We start from the raw sequence: 21,040 nt of genomic DNA, 5'->3' as shown, positions 1-21,040 counted from the left end.
ACATCGCTATGAAGACCAGCACCGAAGGGCTTATGGCCCTGATCGCGCATGAAGGCATTGTGCTATCTCGCTACAAGGACAGTGTCGGCGTTTGGACGATCGGCGTTGGCCATACAAAGGCGGCTGGCGGGCTTAACCCCGAGACGTTCACCGGAACGCTCACGATGACCCAGGCTCTCGACATGCTCCGCGAGGACATCGTCAAGTACGAGGCCGGCGTCAACAAGGCCGTGAATGTTCCGCTGAAGCAGCACGAATTCGATGCGCTTGTATCCTTCCACTACAACACAGGTGCGATCGCGAAGGCTTCCTTCGTCAAGGCCCTGAACGCTGGCGACCGTGCTGCGGCGGCAAAAGGCATGATGGCATGGAACAAGCCCGCCGAGATCATCAAAAGACGGCAAGCCGAGCGCGATCTGTTCGAAAAGGGCATCTATCCAGCGCCCATCGCCACGATTTACCCAGCCACGCCAGCCGGCCAAGTTCTATGGGGCAAGGGCACCCGCGCCAATCTCCGCGATTTGCTGAACACCAAACCCGTTGTGGTCGATGATCCCGGCCCCAAGCCAGCCGTCGTCACCCGGCAGCCTGTCCAGTCTGGTAACTGGCTTTCCGCTCTTCTCGAAGCAATCATGAAGGCTTTCAAACGATGAACACGAACCTTCTGCACAACATCATCAACATTCTGCTGATCCTCATCCCTGCGCTCGAGGTGTTCGACTGGACGCCGTTTTTCTCACAGCAGATCGCGCTTCAGATCGTCGGCGGGCTCGGCCTGGCAAAGATCTTGATCAACCTCATTCGCGACGGGGTCACAGGGCTGGCCAAGCAACAGCCACCGGTGCAGTGATGCTGTCCGCTCTTCTCGCACAGTTCGCGCCTTATCTCGTCGGCGCGCTTGCCCTGATTGGCGGCATCGCCGCCGCCTACCTCAAGGGCCGTAGCCGCGGCTCCACAGACGCGAAGGCGAAGCTGGCCCAAGCAGACGCCAAGGCCGTAAAGACAGCTCGAAAGGTTGAAGACGATGTGCGCAAAAGCAGCGATCCTGATGTCGATCGGCGCCTTTCTCAGTGGATGCGCGACAAGCGGTAGCTACTGCGACGTAGCCCGCGCCATCCGTCCCAGCGTTGAGGACAACCTCACGACCGAGACCAAGCGGCAGATCCTTGCCGAGAATGAAAAGCTTGCCGCGCTCTGCGGCGTGAAGCCCTGACGGCCAAGGAATGCCACGTTGCACAACTTCCCCGACCTGAAGTTCTGGCTGGCTGTGGCCGGCGCGATCGTCCTCAAGCTCCTGACCAGCACCTGGCATTCCCCATTGCGGGCGCTGATCACGGTCATTGCAGCCGTCTTCATGGCGTGGATCTTCACTGACCCGCTGCTCGAGTTCATGAACTGGCCGAAGTCCTATCGGGAACCGGTCGCAGCGCTTCTTGCACTGACGGCTGACGGAACCATCAAGTGGATCATCCGCGTTACCCCTGAGAACATCCTCGACACTTGGAAGGATTTCAGGAAATGAAAACCGCTCTCTCCGAAAAGCAATGGGCTGCCATTATCGCGGTCGGCTGGGTGCTGGTCTCTGTTCATGCCAGCATGGCGAACTCAATCCCCGGTGAATTTATCGGTGAAGGGCGCCCCCTGGAACATATACGCCAAGTCAGAGCAGCCGATCCTGCAGGGCCTTTTCTCATCGCCATCCCTCGGACAGTTGGCCACCATCCGCATGAAGGCGTTCATGGTCATGTCTGGCCCATGACGCTCGATCGCTCGCTCGCGATTGTATCGGCCTCGGCGTCCGCATTCTGAACAGTCGATCTCGATCACCGGCAGCTTGAAGATGCCGAGGGTAGGGGTAACGGTGGTCACTGGCTTAATGCGGCTCATGAGAAAAGCCTCCAGATCTGCCCGCCGGCAGTGGATTTCGCACTTCCGACACTGAACATGGATCTTGCGGCCGGCAAAATAGGCGAGGGTGCGCGCCCTTTGGAAACTTGAATGGGCGGTCTCCACGGGCCGCCGCATAGGCCCGGATGTCTCAGTTCGCCGCCACCGGCTCTTTCGCATGGAATGCCGGTCAATTCCACCCACTAGAATGCGAAATCATCCGGAAGCTCGCCGTCATCCTGCGCACCAGTTCGGCGACTTTGCCGAGGCTTCAGATTTCGCTGGCGGCCGGCAGGTTCGTTCCCTCTTTCACTTAGCCCCTCCAGAGCATCAGCCCCAGCCTTCAACAGGCGAACGTGCTTCAACGACCGGCCGAGTTCAACCTCCGCTCGGGGGAGGGTTTCCTCCGTTTCGATAAAGCCTCGCGCCTCCAGCTTATCTTGGGTCTCCGAGCCGAGGCCTTTGACCGAATGCGCCGCAACCGTTGTGCCCACCCCGATAAAGCAAAGCTGCTCGAGGCAGGCCAACTCGCGTTTCCCGATCTTGGTGCCTGGGATCGATGCAATCCATTCGCGGTGAGCTTTTTCGCTCAAACGCTTCATGTCGGCGTCGCCCATCGTGTGTGGGTCGAAGCCAAGGCTGTCGTACCACTTCTGCAGAGGATGGTTCGGGTCGTCGGGTATGGCATACCCCGTCTTGCCAGTTAGCACTGGAAGAGCGGTTGCGCCGTCGAAATACGAAGACTTTGACTGTGTGGGGCGCTCCACTGGTTCTGCCTGGTCAGCTTCAGGGATGATGCGAATGCTGACGCCGTCTTTTACGACCTCGATCTGCACGCCTTCGCTCTTTGCAATAGCGGCGAACCGCCTCAGGTCTGCTTGAGATACGATCGATTTGCGGGTCATTTTTTGTTCGCCTTGCATTGGGTCGCCAACTGCATTGCCGTTCCAAAAGCCGCATCGTCGATGTCCGGGTTTTCCTCCGTCTCTGTCCTTTCCCAAGAAATCGATGAGCTGAGGAATTCCGCGTGAACAGCCAGGCCCTCCTTTGAGGCAATCTTTTCGACAACCAGGGTCCATCCGCGCCACTCGCTGAGGTCCACGGTGAAGTATCGCTGTTTGACCTCGAAGCAAGCCGGCTCCCAGTCAGGCGGCACGTCCTTTGTGATCACGTCGCCAACCGTTGGGCAGCATCCAAAATAGCCTTCTTCCGCATCGAACATATTCTCAAGCTTGCCGCTCTTGCCTCGAATGTAGAGCCGAATTTCCAGCGCCATTTCCGTGCCTCCGGTCGTCCCGTTGCGCCTTCATCGGGATATCTTGGCAGCGGGCGAGAGCACGCGCAATTGGGAAGTCTCAGGTTCGATGAACCTGCGGATCACAACGTAAAAAGGGCTCACCGTCACCGGCAAGCCCTTGATATCACTGAATTCGAATGGTGGGCGTGACAGGGATTGAACCTGTGACCCCTACGATGTCAACGTAGTGCTCTCCCGCTGAGCTACACGCCCATCCGATGAGCGGCTTAAGACCACAAAACCTGTTCGCCCGTCAATAGGCATTTTGCAGTTTTGTGAAGAGATTTTTTCGACCCCTTCGGCAGGCCTTACGCAGCAAGGAGTTTGTTCACTTCGTCGACGAGATCGCGAAGGTGGAAAGGCTTGGACAGGACCTTCGCGTCTTTCGGCGCCTTCGAGTCGGCGTTCAAGGCAACGGCTGCAAAGCCGGTGATGAACATGACCTTCAGGTCCGGATCGAGTTCGGTGGCGCGGCGCGCGAGCTCGATGCCGTCCATTTCCGGCATCACGATGTCGGTGAGGAGAAGGGAGAAGGGTTCTTCCCGCAGGCGGTCATAGGCTGAGGCGCCGTTGTCGAAGGAGGAGACCTTGTAGCCTGCCTTTTCGAGCGCCTTTACCAGGAACCGGCGCATGTCGTTGTCATCTTCGGCGAGAAGGATTTTCTGAGTCATTTAGGGACCGCTGTACTCGATTGCATAGGGAAGCTTGCAGCCGCTCACTTTAGGTTCGGCTCAGTAAAGAACCGGTGAACAACGAAAAAGTGAGCCTGCTCCGCCATTTCCGGGAGTATGGACTTTGCACCGGGCGACTGGCAACATGAGAGACGCAACAAGTTTGTGACTTGGTAAAGAAGAGGCCCTGGGAAGCGGATGACCAACGAAATCGAGCTGTTTGAGGTTCGAGAGCCCGCGATCCAGACCATTCCATTCGTCTATAATTCCCCGCATAGCGGCCGTCACTATCCGACGACCTTCCTCGGCGAGTCGCGACTCGACGAAATTTCGATTCGCCGGTCGGAGGATCATTATGTCGACGAGCTGTTCTCGGCTGCGCCCGGATTCGGCGCGCCGATGCTCGTTGCGCATTTCCCCCGCGCCTATGTCGACGTCAACCGCGAGCCCTACGAGCTCGATCCGCGGATGTTTTCCGATCCGCTGCCGCCCTTTGCCAACAGCAATTCCGCGCGTGTCGCCGGCGGGCTCGGCACCATTCCGCGCATCGTTGCCGAGAACATGGAGATCTACGAGCGGCGCATGCCGCTGTCGGTCGCCATGGAGCGGATCGAGAGTTGTTACAAGCCCTATCATGTCTGTCTGCGCCGGCTGATTGCCCGGACCCATGCGATGTTCGGTTTCGGCGTGTTGATCGACTGCCATTCCATGCCCGGCAATATCCGGGTCGCCGGAAGCGGGCTGAAGCCCGATTTCATCGTCGGCGACCGTTACGGGACGAGTGCTTCCGCCGAGCTCAGTCAGGCCGCTTTGCAGTTCTTCGAGGATCTCGGCTTTACGGCCGTGCGCAACAAGCCGTATGCAGGGGGCTTCATCACCGAGCATTACGGCCGTCCGGCCCGTGGGCTGCACGCTCTGCAGATCGAGGTCAACCGCTCGATCTATATCGACGAGACGACGCTCGAAAAGCGCTCGGACTTCGATGCGCTGGCCGGCTCGCTCGCGGTGTTCATGGAGCAGATGGCAGACTTCGTCGCCGACTATGCCGGCGACCGGGCCCTCGCTGCCGAGTAAGTTTTTCCCATTCCCGGATGTTGCGGCTCTCGGCGCTCTGTGCCGGGCAAAAAAAACCGCGCTCGTGGCGCGGTTAAGTCTAGGGAGGAAACACCCAAGGAGGGTATTTACAGTCAGAAGACTGTGATTGAGACGTTAGATGTTGCGGTGCACCATTGTCAAGTTGAATCTTGGTGCTTTTTTGAGCAGGGCCAAAATTTACGCAATTTTGCGATCGAGAGCCCTTCGGCGATTGGCCGCGAGGGGCGAAGAAGGCGGTCCTCGGTGGTTTTCTTTCCTTGCGACTGGCGTTAAGACGGAACTCCCTCCAGACGACGGATTTTCCCATGCGCCCTGATCGTGATTTCTTCTTTCGCTTGGCCGATGCCGCCAGGGCCGAGACCCTGCCGCGCTTTCGCTCGGGCCTGTCCGTGGTCAATAAGGAGAAAGCCGGTTTCGACCCCGTCACCGCAGGCGACCAAGCGGCCGAAATCGCCATCCGCAAGCTGATCGAAGCGGAATTTCCAACCCATGGCATTCTTGGCGAAGAGCACGAGAATATCCGCATGGACAGCGATCATCTCTGGGTCATCGATCCGATCGACGGCACGCGGGCCTTCATTTCCGGCGTTCCCGTCTGGGGCACGCTGATCGGCTTCCAGGAAAAGGGTCGCTCGGTCATGGGGCTGATGGAGCAGCCCTTCACCGGCGAGCGCTACTATGCCGATGGCGAGCGCTCCTGGTACTCAGGTCCCGATGGCGAACGGCAGAATCAGGTGCGCGATTGCGGATCGCTCGAAAACGCGATCCTCTTCACCACTTCGCCGCATCTCTTCAAGGATTGGGAAGTCGAGCGCTTCCAGGCCGTGCAGGACAAGGTCAAGCTCTTCCGCTACGGCGTGGATTGCTACGCCTATTGCCTGCTCGCAGCCGGTCATGTCGATCTCGTCATCGAGACGGTCCTGAAGCCCTATGACGTCGGCGCGCTGATCCCGATCATCGAGCAGGCCGGTGGCGTCATCACCACCTGGGACGGCGGTCGTCCGGAGGCTGGCGGTTCGATCATTGCGGCCGGCTCCAGGGCCGTGCATGCTGAGGCCATGGACATGCTGAAGCGCGGCTGAGCCCTTTCACTCAGGCTTCCAGGGTGGAGACTGTCAGTTCATCGGCTGGATCTGCCGCGTCGGGCTCGCCGCCCGGCATGAAGGCAAAGATCGCGGCTAGCGCCTGTTTGCGGTAGCGATCCTGCTCCTGCAGGATTTCGTGGCGTGCGCCGGGGACCGGCACCAGCTGGCCGGCGCGAAAATATTGCGCCATGGACTCCTGATAGTGATACGGCACGATCGGGTCATTGCCGGGCGCGATGATCACCGTCGGCACCGTGATCGATGCGAGATGGCCCGGCTTGCGGATGGCGTCGATCGCCTTCTGGCTCTCGTAGAGCCAGCGCGCGGTGGGTGGGCCAAGGGCCAGTTCCGGATGGTCGAGCATGATCCGCTGGTTGCGGGCAAAGCGCAGGGCATCCGATGTCAGCGGATTTCCCTCGAAGGGCTTCAAGGGCTCGTCCTTCGTCAGCGAAATGCCGCCGAAACCGGTAAAGCTTGCGAGGGTCGCAATCCGGCGGATATTCTCCGGCGATGTCTTCTGGCCGCCGAGGCCGACAAAGGGGGCCGCCAGCACCATGCGCTCGATGCGGTTGGAAAGACGTGGAGCCGCCTTCAAGGCGATTAGGCCACCGGTGGAGTGGGCGAGCAGGAAGAAGGGCAGACGGGTGTCGGGCAGCACGATCTGTTCGAGGAAGATCTCGAGGTCGCGGACATAATGGTCGAAGCGGCCGACATGTCCTCGGCGCGGATCCTTCTTCAAAAGCCGTTCTGATCCGCCCTGGCCGCGAAAATCATAGGTCGCAACCCAGAAGCCACTTTCATTGAGTTCGCGGATCGTCTCGAAATACTTTTCGATGCTCTCGTTTCGTCCATGCACGAGGACGATCGTGCCCTTGATCTTCGGGGCACTCGACCGGAAGACCGCGTAACGCAGGCGGATACCGCGATGGCCCTCGAAGTAGCCGACCTGCGGCGTGCCGGGAATCGGGTTTCCGGGGGTGGCGTGAAGAATGGCGTCCATGCCTGCAACTGCCTGTCGGTTGAAGCCGCGTCTCGTTTCTTGGGGATAGGCCGCAGCCCCTGCCCAAGTCAAAGAAAAAAGCCGGAACCGCAGACGGAGGGCTGCGGTTCCGGCGAAGTCCGGCCGAAGTGGAAGGGACGATATCTCCGGCCCGGTCGGTCGAGACAACCGATGATCCAAACCTAGATGAGTATGCTTGAACCCGGCTTGAACCAGGCGTTCATCCGCAGTTCATCGCGGGATGAGCGGCGCTTGAACGGAAGATCTTGAATTCGATCTAGGCATTTCCCACATCGGTTCTGCGGACGCCAGAAGGGTCCGCAGACCGCCGCCAGCATCGCCCCAAGCGGGATGCCAGCGGCCTCAAGAGAACGCCAACGTCGCTTCAAGGAGGACACAATGCGTCACGTCGATTTTTCCCCGCTCTACCGTTCCACCGTCGGTTTCGATCGTCTGTTCACCATGCTGGACAGCCTCGGTCAGCCGGAGCAGGCCCAGAGCTATCCGCCCTATAACATCGAACGCACCGGCGAGAACCTCTACCGGATCACCATGGCCGTTGCCGGCTTCGACGAAAGCGAGCTTTCAATCGAGGCGCATGCCCATGTGCTGACCGTCAAGGGGGAGAAGGCCGAGGACGAGAAGGCCGAGCAGAGCGAATTCCTCTATCGCGGCATTGCCAAGCGCGCCTTCGAGCGCCGCTTCCAGCTTGCCGATCATGTGGAAGTCACTGCAGCCTCGCTGAAGAACGGCCTGCTGCACATCGATCTGCTGCGCAACATTCCCGAAGCGATGAAGCCGCGCCGGATCTCGATTGCCGCAGAGCCCCTCGGCAGCGCGCCCAAGGCGATCGAGGCGCATGTGAACTGATCGTCTCCCAGACTATCTGCCTCCCAGTCAGGCGGTCGGCGAAAGCCGGCCGCTTTTTTCATGCGCAGCCATCCGTTGGGTCCAGATTGTGCAAAGCAGCTTGTCGAGGGAGAGCAACCCCGCACCCTTTACGACAAGGTAGGCCAGCGGAAAGATCCAGAGCAGGCGCTGATCAAGGATGACGCTGTCGGGAAAGCGGTCGAACAAGGCGCCGATCGTGCCGGCATCGACACTGTGGACGAGGATGTCGGTCAAGCTCTGCACCACGATGAAGGCGATCATGCCAAGGGCGGCCATGCGGGTGAAAAGGCCGGCGACGAGCAGCAACGGCAGAATGATTTCGCCATAGGAGCCGACGAAGACCATCAGCCCCCAGGGGAAGAAGGATACGGCCGAGACATCGCCGCCGGCTGCGTCCACGGCCGGCAGGGCGATCTGGTAGTAGGCGCTATCGGCAATCGAGAAGGGGCCGTCGAACTTGGTCAGGGCCGAGTTGATGTAATAGGGCACCAGCACTGCCAGGAAGACGAAGCGCGCGAAGAGCCCGAGCAGCCAACGGTCGAGCATGGGCTCCATCCGACGGATCGTGCGGCGGTAGTATTCGATGATTGTGATGGCAGATGTCATGGTCTTTCGCTTTCCGGGAGAAGGTCGATTGCGGCAAATGCGCCAGAGGTGAGGGCAATCCCGATAAGTGCGGGGATGTCGGCGGCTTGGTCTCCTGCCGCGAGACACGCGTCTCCGAGCGCATGGCCGTCGAGAAGTTTTTCGAAGAAGGTCGCGCCGCCCGAGGGCAGGATTTCGATCGAAACATCGAAGGCGGGGCGGGTGATGAGAACGGCCTCAGGCAGAAATGGGTTCACGCCGTCCAGCGGCATGCCGGCTCGGTCAAGACGGCATATGGTGCCGGCTGCGTGTCGCAGTCGGATCATGCGGGTGGCCGGATGAGCTTGGAGCCGGGTGCTGGCGAGATGTTCGGGGGAAATCTCTCCAAGCGCTGCCGGGTCGAGCGGGGTGGCGTCCGCTGCGTGATAGGCATCGAGCCAGAGGCGCTCGACGCGGGCGACATCCGCGAGGAAGGGCAGGTCCGCCGCCGGCTGGAAGCCCTCCAGGAAAGCCGGAAAGCTTTCTCCATAGCTAAAGAGCAGCGGAGATGTTGGCGGATGCGCGGCCACGTAGAGGCGCGCCATGGCGCGGAAGAAGTCTTCGCCGACGAGGTTCTGAACGGTTGGGAATATCGAAGCGAGGGCATCGACCAGCGAGACCGTGACATTGTTGCGGTAGACCGAGAAGCGGCGTTGCGGTCGCGTCTCTTCGCGACCCTTCAGCCCTTCCGGCGACGGCAGGTCCGGTGCGAAAAGCGCCTCGGCGAAGGCGCCGCTGGAGACCGGGTCAGGACGCATGGCGAAGTCCCAGATCGGCCGCGACATGGCGGTCGAGGATCGCCTCGGCCAGTTGCGCCTCCCGTTTGAGGACGGACCAGTCGGGCACTTCGTTGTCCCACTCGATCAGGGTCGGAAGGGGGCCGAGCTTGCCGATGACATGGGCGTAGAGATCCCAGACGAGATCGTCCACGGGGCGGTCATGGCTGTCGATCAGCAGCGGGAGACCGGCATCGTCGAAATCTTCCGCATGGCCCGCGAGGTGGATTTCCGCCACCTCAGAGAGTGGGAAGTCAGCGAGATAGTCGCGGGCCCCGTAACCATGGTTGGTGGCCGAGACATGGACATTGTTGATGTCGAGCAGCAGGCCGCAGCCGGTGCGGCGGGCAATCGCTCGGATGAAGTCCGTCTCTGACATGGTGGAGGCTTCGAAGCCGAGATAGGTCGATGGGTTTTCGAGCAGGATCCGGCGTCTGAGCGTCTCCTGCACCTGATCGATATGGTCACAGACCCTGTTCAGCGTCTCGTTGTCATAAGGTATGGGCAACAGGTCGTTCAGGAAGTGGCTGTCATGGGTGGACCAAGCGAGATGTTCCGAGACTTGTTCCGGCTGATAGCGGTCGACGACTGTTTTCAGGCGTGCGAGATGCTCCGGGTCCAGGCCGGTCGGGCTGCCGATCGAGAGGCCGACGCCGTGGATCGAAAGCGGGAAGTCCTCGCGCATGCGGGTCAGGATGCGGTGTGGATGCCCGCCGGCGCCCATGTAATTTTCGGCATGGACTTCGAGAAAACCAATTCGGAAATCGTCCGCAAGGATTGGGTCGGCATGCTGAGGCTTGAAGCCTGCGCCTGCACGGCTAGGGAGGCGGCCGGCAGTGCCGTGACGGTTGGTGATCTCTAAGGCGTGGTGGACAGACACGGCCGGCTCCTCAAGCATTCGTCCTGGAAAGGAAAGCGGGACGGCACCTGCGGACGAGCCGCAGGTGCCGTGCTGTCTCAAGCCTTCGGAAGGTCGCGGTCGAGGGCTTCGAGCGAGCCCATACGGCCATCCGGAAGCGCCATCGCGGTGCAGGTGCCCTTGGCGACATAGGTCCAGGCATTGCCCTGATAATCGACCTTGGAGGTGCCGGCGCAGGTGGTGCCGGGGCCGGCGGCGCAATCGTTCTTGCCGGCCATGGAAACGCCGAAGCACTTTTCCTTTTCCTGGGCGACGGCCGGGCCGGACAGAAGGGCGGCGCTGCCGATGGCCATGGTGACGGCGGCGGCGAGCGCGGCCGTATTGATGGTGGTCTTGGTCATGAAATGTCTCCTCGGATCGTGATGCGTGGTGTCGTTGAAGCCCTCAACGGGGCTGGCAAACGCATCATGTCGAGGAGTTGTGTCTTTGAAAAATCAAGGTTTTTTGTGTAAAACGTGCGCGATTTATTTGTAAGAAACCTTGGGCTCAGACGACTTCTAAGAATTGATCTACGTCTTCTACTGTCGTTGCAAAGCTGGTCACCAGTCTAACTAGGACCTCGTTCTCGGCCGGCAAGGGAAGCCATCCGTGCGGGGGCTGCCATTCATGGAATTTCGCCCCCTTGGCACGGGCACGTTCGGCAGAGGATTTTTCGATGACGGCAAAGACCTCGTTCGCTGTGGTGTCCCAGGCAAGGCGAGCGGTGTTCTTCGCTGCGAGACCCGATCGCAGGCGGTCGGCCATGGCATTCGAATGGCCCGCGAGATCCAGCCAGAGGTTGCCGTCGAGATAGGCCTCGAGCTGGGCCGAGATGAAGCGGCTCTTGGAAAAGAGCTGGGCGGAACGCTTGCGGATGAAGGGCATGTCGGCCGCCATTTCGGGATCGAAGAAGACGATGGCTTCGGCACACCAGCAGCCGTTCTTGGTGCCGCCGAAGGAGAGAATGTCGACCCCGCGCTTCCAGGTCATCTCTGCCGGCGTTGCATCAAGTGCGACGAGGGCATTGGCGAATCGCGCGCCATCCATGTGCAGCGGCAGGTCACGCGCTTTCGCGATCGCGGCGATCCTGTCGAGCTCGTCGAGCGTGTAGACCGTGCCGACTTCGGTCGCCTGGGTGACGGTGACGGCCATGGCACGGCCATGATGGGGAGACGCCGGCTCGAAGCGCGCTATCGCCGCCTCCAGTGCCTGTGGATCGATCCTGCCTTCTGCGCCCTCCACGCCGAATAGCCGTGTACCGCCTGTCAGGAATTCCGGCGCGCCGCCTTCGTCGGCGTTGACGTGGGCATCGGCGTGACAGAAGCTGACGCCACCAGCTTTGGCGACGCTTGCGAGCGCCAGCGAATTGGCCGCGGTGCCGGTTGCCACGAAGAAGACGGCAACCTCGCGTTCAAAAATGGTGCTGAACTGGTCTTCCACTGCCTTGTCCAGGTCGCTCGTGCCATAGGCGGAGGCGAAGCCCTGGGCATGGCGGGTGAGGCTTTCGGCGATCCTGGGATGGGCGCCGGACCAGTTGTCTGAAGCGAAGTGCATGGCATTATCCTGAGGGGGGAGATGATCGGAGGGACTTTAACGCTTTCCGCATCGCTATCAATCCGGCCCGGACGCAGGGCCGACAAAGAATGTCAACTCCGCAAGAAGGTGATGTGGCTTTGATGGTTGGTGTAATAAAATTTCGCGCTCTGCCTCTGTGTCGTAATTTCGCATCCTTTGCCCGGTTAATTTTCCTGGGCATCTCTTGCATGAGCGTTTACTTTCTGTCATAGGAACAACAGAAATTAGGTCAGATTAGTTGACCTAATTCCGGTTTCGAAGGCGATGCGTTTTCGGGCGTCATGGGGTGGTCAAGCGATCCGCGTAGGATTGGGTGGCCGTCGCTGGCGCCCATCGGTGCCTGAAATGGGTCCAATCAGCCCGGCCAGTCCGGCTTCAACGGAGGTAAAGGTCATGACGAAGGTTCCGTCATCCGAAGAGATCATGCGGTCCGCCAGTGCGGAAGCAGTCGCCGAGACGGCGATCGCGCGCGCCGGTCTGCCTCCGAAGCAGGGTCTTTACGATCCGAAAAACGAACACGATGCCTGTGGCGTCGGCTTCATCGCCCATATGAAGGGGCAGAAGTCGCATCAGATCGTCAAGGACGGCCTGTTCATCCTGGAGAACCTCACCCATCGCGGCGCCGTCGGCGCAGACCCGTTGATGGGCGATGGCGCCGGCATTCTCGTGCAGATCCCCGATCGCTTCTTCCGCGAAGAGATGGCCGCCCAGGGTGTCACGCTGCCGAAGGCGGGCGAATATGCCGTCGGTCACTTCTTCTTCCCGCAGGACGAAGAGCAGATCGCGCATTTCAAGCAGGTGATCGCCGAGGTCTGTCAGTCCGAAGGTCAGCGCTTGCTCGGCTATCGCGACGTGCCGGTCGACAACTCGTCGCTGTCCAAAGCGCCCGAGATTGCTGCAACCGAGCCGCGCCAGATCCAGGTCTTCATCGGTGCTGGTCGTGATGCCGCAACCCAGGACGCCTTCGAGCGTCGCCTGTTCCTGCTGCGCAAGGTGATCTCCAACCGCATCTACGACCAGTATGGCGGCCAGGAAACCGGCTTCTATCCGGTTTCGCTGTCGTCCTCGACGATCGTCTACAAGGGCATGTTCCTCGCCTATCAGGTCGGCGCCTATTACAAGGATCTGGCCGATCCACGCTTCGAGTCTGCCGTTGCCCTCGTGCATCAGCGCTTCTCGACCAACACCTTCCCGTCGTGGAAGCTTGCGCACCCCTACCGCATGGTCGCCCATAACGGCGAAATCAACACGCTGCGCGGCAACGTCAACTGGATGGCGGCGCGTCAGGCGTCCGTGTCCTCGCCGCTGTTCGGTGATGACATCTCCAAGCTCTGGCCGATCTCCTACGAAGGCCAGTCGGACACTGCCTGTTTCGACAACGCGCTCGAGTTCCTGCAGCGCGGCGGTTATTCTCTCGCGCATGCCGTGATGATGCTGATCCCGGAAGCCTGGGCAGGCAACCAGCTGATGAGCCCTGAACGGAAGGCCTTCTACGAGTATCACGCCGCTCTCATGGAGCCGTGGGATGGCCCCGCTGCCGTCTGCTTCACCGATGGTCGCCAGATCGGCGCGACGCTCGACCGCAACGGCCTGCGTCCGGCCCGTTATCTGGTGACTGACGACGATCGCGTCATCCTGGCTTCCGAAGCCGGTACTCTGCCGGTGCCGGAAGAGCGCATCGTCAAGAAGTGGCGTTTGCAGCCGGGCAGGATGCTCTTGATCGACATGGCGGAAGGTCGCATCATCTCGGACGAAGAGGTGAAGTCGAGCCTTGCCAAGAGCCATCCGTATCGCGAGTGGCTGGATCGCACCCAGCTGATCCTCGAAGACCTGAAGCCGGTAGAGCCGCGCGCGCTTCGCCGCGATGTGTCGCTCCTCGATCGCCAGCAGGCCTTCGGCTACACCACCGAAGACACCAAGCTTCTGATGTCGCCGATGGCCACCACCGGTCAGGAAGCGATCGGCTCGATGGGGACCGATACGCCGATCTCGGCGATGTCGACGAAGTCGAAGCTGCTCTACACCTATTTCAAGCAGAACTTCGCCCAGGTCACCAACCCGCCGATCGATCCGATCCGCGAAGAGCTCGTCATGAGCCTCGTCTCGTTCATCGGTCCGCGCCCGAACATTCTCGACCATGAAGGCATGGCGAATGCCAAGCGTATGGAAGTGCGCCAGCCGATCCTGACCAATGGCGATCTGGAGAAGATCCGCTCGATCGGTCATGTCGAGGATCGCTTTGATACGAAGACGCTCGACTTCACCTATGATGTCAGCCGTGGTGCCGAAGGCATGCCGGAAATGCTCGATCGCCTGTGTGAGCGGGCGGAAGCGGCTGTGCGCGGCGGCTACAACATCATCGTGCTCTCCGACCGTCAGATCGGCCCCGATCGCATCGCCATCCCGGCGCTTTTGGCGACCGCTGCCGTCCACCATCACCTGATCCGCAAGGGTCTGCGCACCTCGGTCGGCCTCGTGGTGGAATCCGGCGAGCCGCGTGAAGTGCATCATTTCTGCTGTCTCGCGGGCTTCGGCGCCGAGGCGATCAACCCTTATCTCGCCTTCGACACGCTGCTCGACATGCACAAGCATGGCGAATTCCCCAAGGAAGTGTCGGAAGACGAAGTCGTCTACCGCTACATCAAGGCTGTCGGTAAGGGCATTCTGAAGGTCATGTCCAAGATGGGCATCTCGACCTACCAGTCCTATTGCGGCGCGCAGATCTTCGACGCGATCGGTCTCTCGTCCGAACTGGTCGACAAGTATTTCTTCGGTACCGCGACGACCATCGAGGGCATAGGCCTCGAAGAGATCGCCGAGGAGACCGTTGCCCGTCACCTCTCTGCCTTCGGCAAGGATCCGGTTCTCGCCAGCACGCTCGATGTCGGCGGTGAATATGCCTACCGCATGCGTGGCGAAAACCATGCCTGGAGCCCTGACTCCATCGCGTCGCTGCAGCATGCCGTGCGCGGCAACAGCCAGGACCGATACCGCGAATTCGCCGAAATGGTGAATGACAGCAATCTCAGGATGAACACCATCCGTGGCCTGTTCAAGATCAAGAAGGCCGAAGACCTCGGACGCAAGCCTGTATCGATCGACGAGGTCGAGCCTGCTGTCGATATCGTCAAGCGCTTCTCGACCGGTGCCATGTCCTTCGGCTCGATCAGCCGCGAGGCGCATACGACGCTCGCGGTTGCCATGAACAAGATCGGCGGCAAGTCGAACACGGGTGAGGGCGGGGAAGAGAGCGATCGTTACCTGCCGCTCGCTGACGGTTCATCGAACCCCGAGCGTTCGGCGATCAAGCAGATCGCGTCAGGCCGCTTCGGTGTGACCACCGAATACCTGGTCAATGCCGACGTGCTGCAGATCAAGGTCGCGCAGGGTGCAAAGCCCGGCGAAGGCGGCCAGCTGCCGGGCCACAAGGTCGATGCGACGGTTGCCAAGACCCGTCACTCGACCCCGGGCGTCGGCCTCATCTCGCCGCCGCCGCACCACGACATCTATTCGATCGAAGATCTGGCGCAGCTGATCTACGACCTGAAGAACGTCAACCCGGTTGCCGACATCTCGGTCAAGCTCGTCTCGGAAGTCGGCGTCGGGACGGTTGCTGCCGGTGTCGCCAAGGCGCGTGCGGATCATATCACAGTCTCCGGCTTCGATGGCGGCACGGGTGCATCGCCGCTCACCTCGCTGAAGCATGCCGGTAGCCCATGGGAAATCGGTCTTGCCGAGACCCAGCAGACGCTGGTGCTGAACGGTCTGCGTTCGCGCATCGCGCTGCAGGTCGACGGCGGTCTGAAGACTGGCCGTGACGTCATTATCGGTGCGCTGCTGGGTGCCGACGAATTCGGCTTTGCGACGGCTCCGCTGATTGCGGCCGGCTGCATCATGATGCGCAAGTGCCATCTCAACACCTGCCCGGTTGGCGTCGCCACCCAGGATCCGGTCCTGCGCAAGCGTTTCAAGGGCACGCCCGAGCATGTGATCAATTACTTCTTCTTCGTTGCCGAAGAAGTGCGCGAGATCCTGGCGTCGCTCGGTGTTAACAAGCTCGATGAGATCATCGGCGCTTCGGAGCTTCTCGAGAAGGACGAGATGCTTGCCCACTGGAAGGCCAAGGGGCTCGATTTCTCGAAGATCTTCCACAAGGTCGATGCGCCGAAGTCCGCCACCTACTGGACCGAGCGTCAGAACCACCCGATCATCGACATTCTCGATCGCAAGCTGATCGAGAAGGCGATGCCGGCGCTGGAAAGCAAGCAGCCTGTCGTCTTCGACGTCGATATCAAGAATGTCGACCGCTCGGCCGGTGCCATGCTGTCCGGGGAAGTCGCCAAGCGCTACGGCCACAAGGGTTTGAAGGATGACACCATCCATGTCACGCTGAACGGTACGGCGGGGCAGTCCTTCGGTGCCTTCCTGTCGCGTGGCATCACCTTCGACCTCGTGGGCGATGGCAATGACTATGTCGGCAAGGGGCTTTCGGGTGGTCGAATCGTGGTGCGTCCGCCGGAGAATGCCCGGATCGTCGCGGAGAACTCGATCATCGTCGGCAACACCGTGCTTTACGGTGCGATCTCGGGCGAATGCTATTTCCGTGGCGTGGCCGGCGAACGTTTCGCTGTCCGCAACTCGGGTGCGATCGCCGTCGTCGAAGGCGTGGGTGACCATGGTTGCGAATACATGACCGGCGGCGTCGTCGTCGTGCTTGGCGAAACGGGCCGCAACTTTGCGGCCGGCATGTCGGGCGGTGTGGCTTACGTGCTCGACGAGAGCGGTGACTTCGCCAAGCGCTGCAACATGGCCATGGTCGAACTCGAGCCGGTTCCGGAAGAGGACGACATGCTGGAGAAGCTGCACCATCACGGCGGCGACCTCATGCACAAGGGTCTGGTCGATGTATCAGGTGACATGACTCGGCACGACGAGGAACGCCTTTACCAGCTGATCTCGAACCATCTGCACTACACGGGCTCGAACCGCGCCAAGCAGATCCTCGATAGCTGGGCCGAGTATCGCCCGAAGTTCCGCAAGGTCATGCCGGTCGAGTACCGTCGTGCGCTGGAGGAGATGGAACGCATGCGCATGGGCGTGGCTGCGGAATAGTTCTACAGGTCCAAATGGTGTGATATGCTGTCAGCATATCACAAACGTGGGGTCCGATATGAACGAGCATGTGAAAGACGCTGGTGAAGGTGGCGAGGTTGCAGTCGCCATCTTCAAGAATGGTCGAAGCCGGGCTGTTCGCATCCCGAAGGAATTCGATCTTGAAGGTGATCGCGCCATCATGGTGCGGCAACCGGATGGTTCAATCCTGATGCGGACGGCAGTGACTGCCGGGTTGATCGAGTATCTCAAGCAGGCGGAAGCCTGGAACGGAGAAGACTTCGTCGAAAATAACGATGATCTGGCACCGCTCGGCGAGGTCGAGATCTGATGCGGTACATGCTCGATACCAACATCGTTTCGGCGATCGTGAGGGATCCGCGTGGAAAGGTGCTCGAACGGCTTCTCGAGGTTGGCGAGGAGAACGCCTTCATCAGCATCATCACCCATGGTGAGATCTGGTACGGCGTGAAGAAGAATGGCTCCGAGGAGCTATCACAGAAGGTGTCGGCGGTAACGCGGCGCCTCTATGTGGCGCCCCTTCAACTGCCGACAGACCAACGGTATGCCGATGTCCGGCTGGCGCTGCGGCAGGGCAAAAATATAGGTCCAAATGACCTTTGGATCGCGGCACATGCGCTGGCGCTGGATGCTGTGCTGGTGACGAACAACGAAAGTGAGTTTTCCCGGGTTCCGGGATTGCAGATCGAGAACTGGCTGCGATAGCGGCGGAGATTGAGGAAAGTAGACATGGGCAAGGTTACAGGTTTCATGGAAATCGACCGGCAGGTGGCGAAGTATCAGCCGGCCTCCGACCGCATCCGCCATTTCCGCGAATTCACGATCCCCATGTCGGATGCCGAGGTGACGAAGCAGGCGGCGCGCTGCATGGATTGCGGCATTCCCTATTGCCACGGTCCGACCGGCTGTCCGGTGCACAATCAGATCCCTGATTGGAACGACCTCGTCTACAACAACAAGTGGGAGGAGGCGATCCGCAACCTCCACTCGACAAACAATTTCCCGGAATTCACCGGTCGCGTGTGCCCGGCGCCGTGCGAGGAAGCCTGCACGCTGAACCTCGAAGATGCGCCGGTCGCCATCAAGACTGTCGAACAGGCGATTGCCGACAAGGCCTATGAACTCGGCTTCATCGTGCCGCAGCCGGCAACGATCCATACCGGCAAGAAGGTGGCGATCATCGGCTCCGGTCCGTCGGGTCTCGCCGCTGCCCAGCAGCTCGGCCGCGCCGGTCATGAGGTGCATGTCTACGAGCGCGAGTCGAAGCCCGGTGGTCTGCTGCGCTACGGCATTCCGGACTTCAAGATGGAGAAGAACTTCATCGATCGTCGCGTCGAGCAGATGCAGGGCGAAAACGTCACCTTCCAATGCGGTGTCAATGTCGGCGTCGACGTGACCGTCGAGAAGCTGCGCGCCGATTACGACGCAGTCCTCTATTGCGGTGGTTCGGAAACGCCGCGCGAGGCGGGCATTCCCGGCGTCGAGTTCCATGGCGTCCATGATGCCATGCCCTATCTCGTGCAGCAGAATCGTCGCGTTGGCCGTGAGAACATCGACAGCGTCGGCTGGCCGGCCGATCCGATCCTCGCCGGCGGCAAGCATGTCGTCGTCGTCGGTGGTGGTGATACGGCCTCCGACTGCGTCGGCACCGCCTTCCGCCAGGGCGCCGTCAAGGTGACCCAGCTCGACATCCGTCCGCGTCCGCCGCAGACGGAAGACAAGCTTGCGATCTGGCCCTTCTGGGCGACCAAGATGCGCACCTCGTCCAGCCAGGCCGAAGGTGCCAACCGCGAGTTCCAGGTGGCGACGCTCGAATTCGTCGGCGAAGACGGCGTGTTGACCGGCGTGAAGTGCTGCCAGGTCGATGAGCGTCGCAAGCCGATCCCGGGCACCGAGTTCATCATCAAGGCCGATCTTGCCTTCATCGCCATCGGTTTCTCCGGCCCGTTTACCGACAGCGTGCTGAAGGAACTCGACGGCAAGCTCGAACTCGCCACTGACCGCCGCGGCTCGACCAACGTCGTTGCCAACGACAAGGACTACCGTTCTTCGATCGACAAGGTCTGGGTCGCAGGTGACGCCCGTCGCGGCCAGTCGCTGGTCGTCTGGGCGATCCGCGAAGGACGCCAGGCCGCTCGCGCCATCGACGAGGCGCTGATGGGTGAGAGCGTGCTGCCGCGCTGAGCCTTGGCAAAGTCGCGATAGTTTAAAAGGGGCTGCTTTCGGGCAGCCCCTTCTGCTTTGGATGTTTTGATTGGATCAGGGTGTCGCCGTAACCGGTGTGGCGGAGGCTGAAGGTGTCGCCTCAGCTGGCCGCTTCACATAGTCCACTCGACCAACCGGTGGATCCGGCAGGCGGCCGTTCTGGACGAGCTGGTCGCGCGGCGTGGGGAAGGTCGAGGATGCCGGGACAGTGCCGCCCAGCAGTTCGTCGGCGCCGTCGAGCTCGGGGTCGAAGAGATCGATCGGCGGGGTGGTGACGATGGCCTTGTTTTCCGACGGCGACAGGGTTACCAGCTCGGGCAGATTGCTGGCATCGAGGCGGACGAGATCCGGGCTTGTCATGTCGCCGAGATAGCGGCGCAGGGATTTTTCGACATAGAAGGCGAGCTTGCGTTTGCCGGGGCCGGTAAAGCCGATGCCGTCATTGCCGCGCAGGCGGACCGGCTGCCCGTTGATGTCGGAGCCGGTGACGCCCGTCGCGGCCAGTCGCTGGTCGTCTGGGCGATCCGCGAAGGCCGCCAGGCCGCGCGCGCCATCGACGAGGCGTTGATGGGAGAAAGCGTGCTGCCGCGCTGAGCCTTGGCAAAGTCGCGATAGTTTAAAAGGGGCTGCTTTCGGGCAGCCCCTTCTGCTTTGGATGTTTTGATTGGATCAGGGTGTCGCCGTAACCGGTGTGGCGGAGGCTGAAGGTGTCGCCTCAGCTGGCCGCTTCACATAGTCCACTCGACCAACCGGTGGATCCGGCAGGCGGCCGTTCTGGACGAGCTGGTCGCGCGGCGTGGGGAAGGTCGAGGATGCCGGGACAGTGCCGCCCAGCAGTTCGTCGGCGCCGTCGAGCTCGGGGTCGAAGAGATCGATCGGCGGGGTGGTGACGATGGCCTTGTTTTCCGACGGCGACAGGGTCACCAGCTCGGGCAGATTGCTGGCATCGAGGCGGACGAGATCCGGGCTTGTCATGTCGCCGAGATAGCGGCGCACGGATTTTTCGACATAGAAGGCGAGCTTGCGTTTGCCTGGGCCGGTAAAGCCGATGCCGTCATTGCCGCGCAGGCGGACCGGCTGGCCGTTGATATCGGAGCCGGTGACGATGAAGCGCCCTTCCTGGTCGACGAATCCTTCCCAGATATCGACGAATTCGCCGTTCACCTTCTCGATGCTCGATCGATAGATGGTGTTCAGGCGCAAGGCGTCTGCGGTCATGTTTTGCGGGCGGAAGGCCGGCAGCCCGACCCAGATGATCGGGACACGCGTTTCCGCAGCGACGCTGGCCAGGCGCGCGACCCGGTCGCCATAGGCGGTGAACCAGGGATCGGTCCGGAAGTCGAGGCGGCCCGTTGGCGTCACCAGCTGCTGGCGATCGTTGGCGCCGATCTGGATGACCACGACGCTTGGTTTGAGATCGTTGACGAGTGCCGGCAACTGGCCCGGCCAATCGTAGAAATCGTCACGCACCAGGCCGGAAGATCCGTTGGTGCGGTTTTCCACGACGACGCCGGGTGACTCCTCGAAGGCGGTCTTCAACCCATCGCCAAGGGCACTTGCCACGAAGTCGCCGAGGACCAGGACCGTCTTTGCATTGTCGAGCTTGGGCGGCGGTGGGAGGGCTGCGACCGCGCGGGTCGATTGCGGCCGGGTGTTGATCGTGGTCACGCTGCCACTGGTCTTCTTGCGGGTATTAGTTTCGCGCGGCCGCTGCACGTTCTGTGGCGGGACATAGGCCGGCTGGCGTTCGCCGAAGAGCAGGTCGAGGAGGGTGCGGCGGCGTTCCGGCTGCTGGGCTTCGGCAGACGTGGTAATGAATGCGGTCGCGACGACTGTCAGCGCCAGACCGAGCGTCATGAGGCGGGCGAAGGTTCCGCGCGGGCTCGTCAAGTCACACTCCATG

The 21,040-nt window shown here is 61.1% G+C and carries 23 protein-coding genes, 1 tRNA gene and 1 pseudogene; 13 read left to right on the top strand and 12 right to left on the bottom strand.

Translation table 11 applies throughout. The features are described from left to right. Positions 1-8 precede the first annotated feature (8 nt). From ACQKP1_RS15795 to ACQKP1_RS15775, 5 genes are all read left to right on the top strand, one after another. Positions 9-653, top strand: a complete 645-nt coding sequence (locus tag ACQKP1_RS15795) for a lysozyme (protein ID WP_427275976.1) — start codon at positions 9-11, stop codon at positions 651-653. Further along, positions 650-850 carry a hypothetical protein gene (locus tag ACQKP1_RS15790; protein WP_427275975.1) on the top strand — a complete coding sequence of 67 codons (201 nt, stop codon included), beginning with the start codon at positions 650-652 and terminating at the stop codon, positions 848-850. The genes ACQKP1_RS15795 and ACQKP1_RS15790 overlap by 4 nt, the downstream gene beginning before the upstream one ends. Further along, on the top strand, positions 850-1,092 hold the full coding sequence (locus ACQKP1_RS15785; RefSeq protein WP_427275974.1) for a hypothetical protein: 243 nt from the start codon (positions 850-852) through the stop codon (positions 1,090-1,092). Before ACQKP1_RS15790 ends, ACQKP1_RS15785 begins: the two co-directional genes overlap by 1 nt. A 139-nt stretch (positions 1,093-1,231) precedes the next feature. Then, positions 1,232-1,522 carry a hypothetical protein gene (locus tag ACQKP1_RS15780; protein ID WP_427275973.1) on the top strand — a complete coding sequence of 97 codons (291 nt, stop codon included), beginning with the start codon at positions 1,232-1,234 and terminating at the stop codon, positions 1,520-1,522. Further along, positions 1,519-1,809: a hypothetical protein gene (locus ACQKP1_RS15775; RefSeq protein ID WP_427275972.1), complete on the top strand. Its 291-nt coding sequence runs from the start codon at positions 1,519-1,521 to the stop codon at positions 1,807-1,809. Before ACQKP1_RS15780 ends, ACQKP1_RS15775 begins: the two co-directional genes overlap by 4 nt. Before the next feature lie 281 nt (positions 1,810-2,090). On the opposite strand, the gene ACQKP1_RS15770 is transcribed toward ACQKP1_RS15775, so the two are convergent. From ACQKP1_RS15770 to cpdR1, 4 genes are all read right to left on the bottom strand, one after another. Next, a complete protein-coding gene (locus tag ACQKP1_RS15770) occupies positions 2,091-2,792 on the bottom strand; it encodes a hypothetical protein (protein WP_427275971.1) in 702 nt (233 codons plus the stop codon). Further along, a complete protein-coding gene (locus ACQKP1_RS15765) occupies positions 2,789-3,163 on the bottom strand; it encodes a hypothetical protein (RefSeq protein WP_427275970.1) in 375 nt (124 codons plus the stop codon). Before ACQKP1_RS15765 ends, ACQKP1_RS15770 begins: the two co-directional genes overlap by 4 nt. Before the next feature lie 159 nt (positions 3,164-3,322). After that, a tRNA-Val gene (locus tag ACQKP1_RS15760) sits at positions 3,323-3,397 on the bottom strand. Between the two features lie 95 nt (positions 3,398-3,492). Further along, a complete protein-coding gene (gene cpdR1 / locus ACQKP1_RS15755) occupies positions 3,493-3,855 on the bottom strand; it encodes a response regulator CpdR1 (protein WP_006726917.1) in 363 nt (120 codons plus the stop codon). A gap of 198 nt (positions 3,856-4,053) precedes the next feature. Here cpdR1 and ACQKP1_RS15750 point away from each other — a divergent pair, with 198 nt between their 5' ends. Both ACQKP1_RS15750 and hisN read left to right on the top strand, forming a co-directional pair. Further along, entirely contained in the window at positions 4,054-4,929 is an 876-nt protein-coding gene (locus tag ACQKP1_RS15750; protein WP_203017544.1) for an N-formylglutamate amidohydrolase, read from the top strand. 326 nt (positions 4,930-5,255) lie between these two features. Then, entirely contained in the window at positions 5,256-6,032 is a 777-nt protein-coding gene (gene hisN, locus ACQKP1_RS15745; protein ID WP_427275969.1) for a histidinol-phosphatase, read from the top strand. A 10-nt stretch (positions 6,033-6,042) separates the two neighbouring features. On the opposite strand, the gene ACQKP1_RS15740 is transcribed toward hisN, so the two are convergent. Beyond that, the gene (locus ACQKP1_RS15740; protein WP_427275968.1) at positions 6,043-7,035 is read right to left on the bottom strand and encodes an alpha/beta fold hydrolase; all 993 of its coding nucleotides are present in this window, start codon (positions 7,033-7,035) and stop codon (positions 6,043-6,045) included. A gap of 399 nt (positions 7,036-7,434) precedes the next feature. Here ACQKP1_RS15740 and ACQKP1_RS15735 point away from each other — a divergent pair, with 399 nt between their 5' ends. Continuing rightward, positions 7,435-7,905: an Hsp20 family protein gene (locus ACQKP1_RS15735; RefSeq protein WP_076393979.1), complete on the top strand. Its 471-nt coding sequence runs from the start codon at positions 7,435-7,437 to the stop codon at positions 7,903-7,905. Positions 7,906-7,932: 27 nt separating this feature from the next. Here the strand turns inward: ACQKP1_RS15735 and ACQKP1_RS15730 are convergent, their stop codons facing one another. The 5 genes from ACQKP1_RS15730 to ACQKP1_RS15710 form a co-directional block, all read right to left on the bottom strand. Continuing rightward, positions 7,933-8,532 (bottom strand): DoxX family protein, encoded by a 600-nt coding sequence (locus ACQKP1_RS15730; RefSeq protein WP_427275967.1) that lies wholly within the window; start codon positions 8,530-8,532, stop codon positions 7,933-7,935. Next, on the bottom strand, positions 8,529-9,308 hold the full coding sequence (locus tag ACQKP1_RS15725) for a putative DNA-binding domain-containing protein (RefSeq protein ID WP_427275966.1): 780 nt from the start codon (positions 9,306-9,308) through the stop codon (positions 8,529-8,531). Before ACQKP1_RS15725 ends, ACQKP1_RS15730 begins: the two co-directional genes overlap by 4 nt. Then, the gene (locus ACQKP1_RS15720) at positions 9,298-10,224 is read right to left on the bottom strand and encodes a DUF692 domain-containing protein (RefSeq protein WP_427275965.1); all 927 of its coding nucleotides are present in this window, start codon (positions 10,222-10,224) and stop codon (positions 9,298-9,300) included. The genes ACQKP1_RS15725 and ACQKP1_RS15720 overlap by 11 nt, the downstream gene beginning before the upstream one ends. Before the next feature lie 59 nt (positions 10,225-10,283). Beyond that, a complete protein-coding gene (locus tag ACQKP1_RS15715) occupies positions 10,284-10,586 on the bottom strand; it encodes a BufA1 family periplasmic bufferin-type metallophore (protein WP_006726909.1) in 303 nt (100 codons plus the stop codon). A gap of 145 nt (positions 10,587-10,731) precedes the next feature. After that, positions 10,732-11,778, bottom strand: coding sequence for a threonine aldolase family protein (locus ACQKP1_RS15710; RefSeq protein ID WP_427275964.1), 1,047 nt, complete (start codon positions 11,776-11,778; stop codon positions 10,732-10,734). Between the two features lie 414 nt (positions 11,779-12,192). Here ACQKP1_RS15710 and gltB point away from each other — a divergent pair, with 414 nt between their 5' ends. The 4 genes from gltB to ACQKP1_RS15690 are packed head-to-tail and all read left to right on the top strand — an operon-like array spanning position 12,193 to position 19,116. Then, positions 12,193-16,911, top strand: coding sequence for a glutamate synthase large subunit (gltB, locus tag ACQKP1_RS15705; RefSeq protein ID WP_427275963.1), 4,719 nt, complete (start codon positions 12,193-12,195; stop codon positions 16,909-16,911). A 58-nt stretch (positions 16,912-16,969) separates the two neighbouring features. Then, entirely contained in the window at positions 16,970-17,242 is a 273-nt protein-coding gene (locus ACQKP1_RS15700; RefSeq protein WP_427275962.1) for an antitoxin, read from the top strand. 8 nt (positions 17,243-17,250) lie between these two features. Further along, positions 17,251-17,637 carry a type II toxin-antitoxin system VapC family toxin gene (locus ACQKP1_RS15695; RefSeq protein ID WP_348649885.1) on the top strand — a complete coding sequence of 129 codons (387 nt, stop codon included), beginning with the start codon at positions 17,251-17,253 and terminating at the stop codon, positions 17,635-17,637. Positions 17,638-17,661: 24 nt separating this feature from the next. Next, positions 17,662-19,116 (top strand): glutamate synthase subunit beta, encoded by a 1,455-nt coding sequence (locus ACQKP1_RS15690; RefSeq protein ID WP_427275961.1) that lies wholly within the window; start codon positions 17,662-17,664, stop codon positions 19,114-19,116. Positions 19,117-19,191: 75 nt separating this feature from the next. Here the strand turns inward: ACQKP1_RS15690 and ACQKP1_RS15685 are convergent, their stop codons facing one another. Beyond that, positions 19,192-19,497, bottom strand: coding sequence for a hypothetical protein (locus tag ACQKP1_RS15685; protein ID WP_427275960.1), 306 nt, complete (start codon positions 19,495-19,497; stop codon positions 19,192-19,194). Between ACQKP1_RS15685 and ACQKP1_RS15680 the strand changes: the two are divergent. Further along, positions 19,483-19,731: pseudogene (locus ACQKP1_RS15680) on the top strand (hypothetical protein); the annotation flags it as partial. The gene ACQKP1_RS15685 and the pseudogene ACQKP1_RS15680 overlap by 15 nt on opposite strands. 75 nt (positions 19,732-19,806) lie before the next feature. Here the strand turns inward: ACQKP1_RS15680 and ACQKP1_RS15675 are convergent. Beyond that, positions 19,807-21,027, bottom strand: a complete 1,221-nt coding sequence (locus tag ACQKP1_RS15675; protein WP_427275959.1) for an SGNH/GDSL hydrolase family protein — start codon at positions 21,025-21,027, stop codon at positions 19,807-19,809. Positions 21,028-21,040 lie beyond the last annotated feature (13 nt).

This window comes from Allorhizobium sp. NPDC080224 (assembly GCF_050281005.1).
Taxonomy (GTDB): Bacteria; Pseudomonadota; Alphaproteobacteria; order Rhizobiales; family Rhizobiaceae; genus Allorhizobium.
Note: the sequence above shows the minus strand (reverse complement) of the source record. Positions and strands in the feature narration are given on the sequence as shown.

What these genes read in the sequence shown, in the direction of transcription:
- ACQKP1_RS15795 (WP_427275976.1), top strand. Translation starts at nt 9, where the DNA reads ATGAAGACCAGCACCGAAGGGCTTATGGCCCTGATCGCGCATGAAGGC.
- ACQKP1_RS15790 (WP_427275975.1), top strand. Translation starts at nt 650, where the DNA reads ATGAACACGAACCTTCTGCACAACATCATCAACATTCTGCTGATCCTC.
- ACQKP1_RS15785 (WP_427275974.1), top strand. Translation starts at nt 850, where the DNA reads ATGCTGTCCGCTCTTCTCGCACAGTTCGCGCCTTATCTCGTCGGCGCG.
- ACQKP1_RS15775 (WP_427275972.1), top strand. Translation starts at nt 1,519, where the DNA reads ATGAAAACCGCTCTCTCCGAAAAGCAATGGGCTGCCATTATCGCGGTC.
- ACQKP1_RS15770 (WP_427275971.1), bottom strand. Translation starts at nt 2,792, where the DNA reads ATGACCCGCAAATCGATCGTATCTCAAGCAGACCTGAGGCGGTTCGCC.
- ACQKP1_RS15765 (WP_427275970.1), bottom strand. Translation starts at nt 3,163, where the DNA reads ATGGCGCTGGAAATTCGGCTCTACATTCGAGGCAAGAGCGGCAAGCTT.
- cpdR1 (WP_006726917.1), bottom strand. Translation starts at nt 3,855, where the DNA reads ATGACTCAGAAAATCCTTCTCGCCGAAGATGACAACGACATGCGCCGG.
- ACQKP1_RS15750 (WP_203017544.1), top strand. Translation starts at nt 4,054, where the DNA reads ATGACCAACGAAATCGAGCTGTTTGAGGTTCGAGAGCCCGCGATCCAG.
- hisN (WP_427275969.1), top strand. Translation starts at nt 5,256, where the DNA reads ATGCGCCCTGATCGTGATTTCTTCTTTCGCTTGGCCGATGCCGCCAGG.
- ACQKP1_RS15740 (WP_427275968.1), bottom strand. Translation starts at nt 7,035, where the DNA reads ATGGACGCCATTCTTCACGCCACCCCCGGAAACCCGATTCCCGGCACG.
- ACQKP1_RS15735 (WP_076393979.1), top strand. Translation starts at nt 7,435, where the DNA reads ATGCGTCACGTCGATTTTTCCCCGCTCTACCGTTCCACCGTCGGTTTC.
- ACQKP1_RS15730 (WP_427275967.1), bottom strand. Translation starts at nt 8,532, where the DNA reads ATGACATCTGCCATCACAATCATCGAATACTACCGCCGCACGATCCGT.
- ACQKP1_RS15725 (WP_427275966.1), bottom strand. Translation starts at nt 9,308, where the DNA reads ATGCGTCCTGACCCGGTCTCCAGCGGCGCCTTCGCCGAGGCGCTTTTC.
- ACQKP1_RS15720 (WP_427275965.1), bottom strand. Translation starts at nt 10,224, where the DNA reads ATGCTTGAGGAGCCGGCCGTGTCTGTCCACCACGCCTTAGAGATCACC.
- ACQKP1_RS15715 (WP_006726909.1), bottom strand. Translation starts at nt 10,586, where the DNA reads ATGACCAAGACCACCATCAATACGGCCGCGCTCGCCGCCGCCGTCACC.
- ACQKP1_RS15710 (WP_427275964.1), bottom strand. Translation starts at nt 11,778, where the DNA reads ATGCACTTCGCTTCAGACAACTGGTCCGGCGCCCATCCCAGGATCGCC.
- gltB (WP_427275963.1), top strand. Translation starts at nt 12,193, where the DNA reads ATGACGAAGGTTCCGTCATCCGAAGAGATCATGCGGTCCGCCAGTGCG.
- ACQKP1_RS15700 (WP_427275962.1), top strand. Translation starts at nt 16,970, where the DNA reads ATGAACGAGCATGTGAAAGACGCTGGTGAAGGTGGCGAGGTTGCAGTC.
- ACQKP1_RS15695 (WP_348649885.1), top strand. Translation starts at nt 17,251, where the DNA reads ATGCTCGATACCAACATCGTTTCGGCGATCGTGAGGGATCCGCGTGGA.
- ACQKP1_RS15690 (WP_427275961.1), top strand. Translation starts at nt 17,662, where the DNA reads ATGGGCAAGGTTACAGGTTTCATGGAAATCGACCGGCAGGTGGCGAAG.
- ACQKP1_RS15685 (WP_427275960.1), bottom strand. Translation starts at nt 19,497, where the DNA reads ATGACAAGCCCGGATCTCGTCCGCCTCGATGCCAGCAATCTGCCCGAG.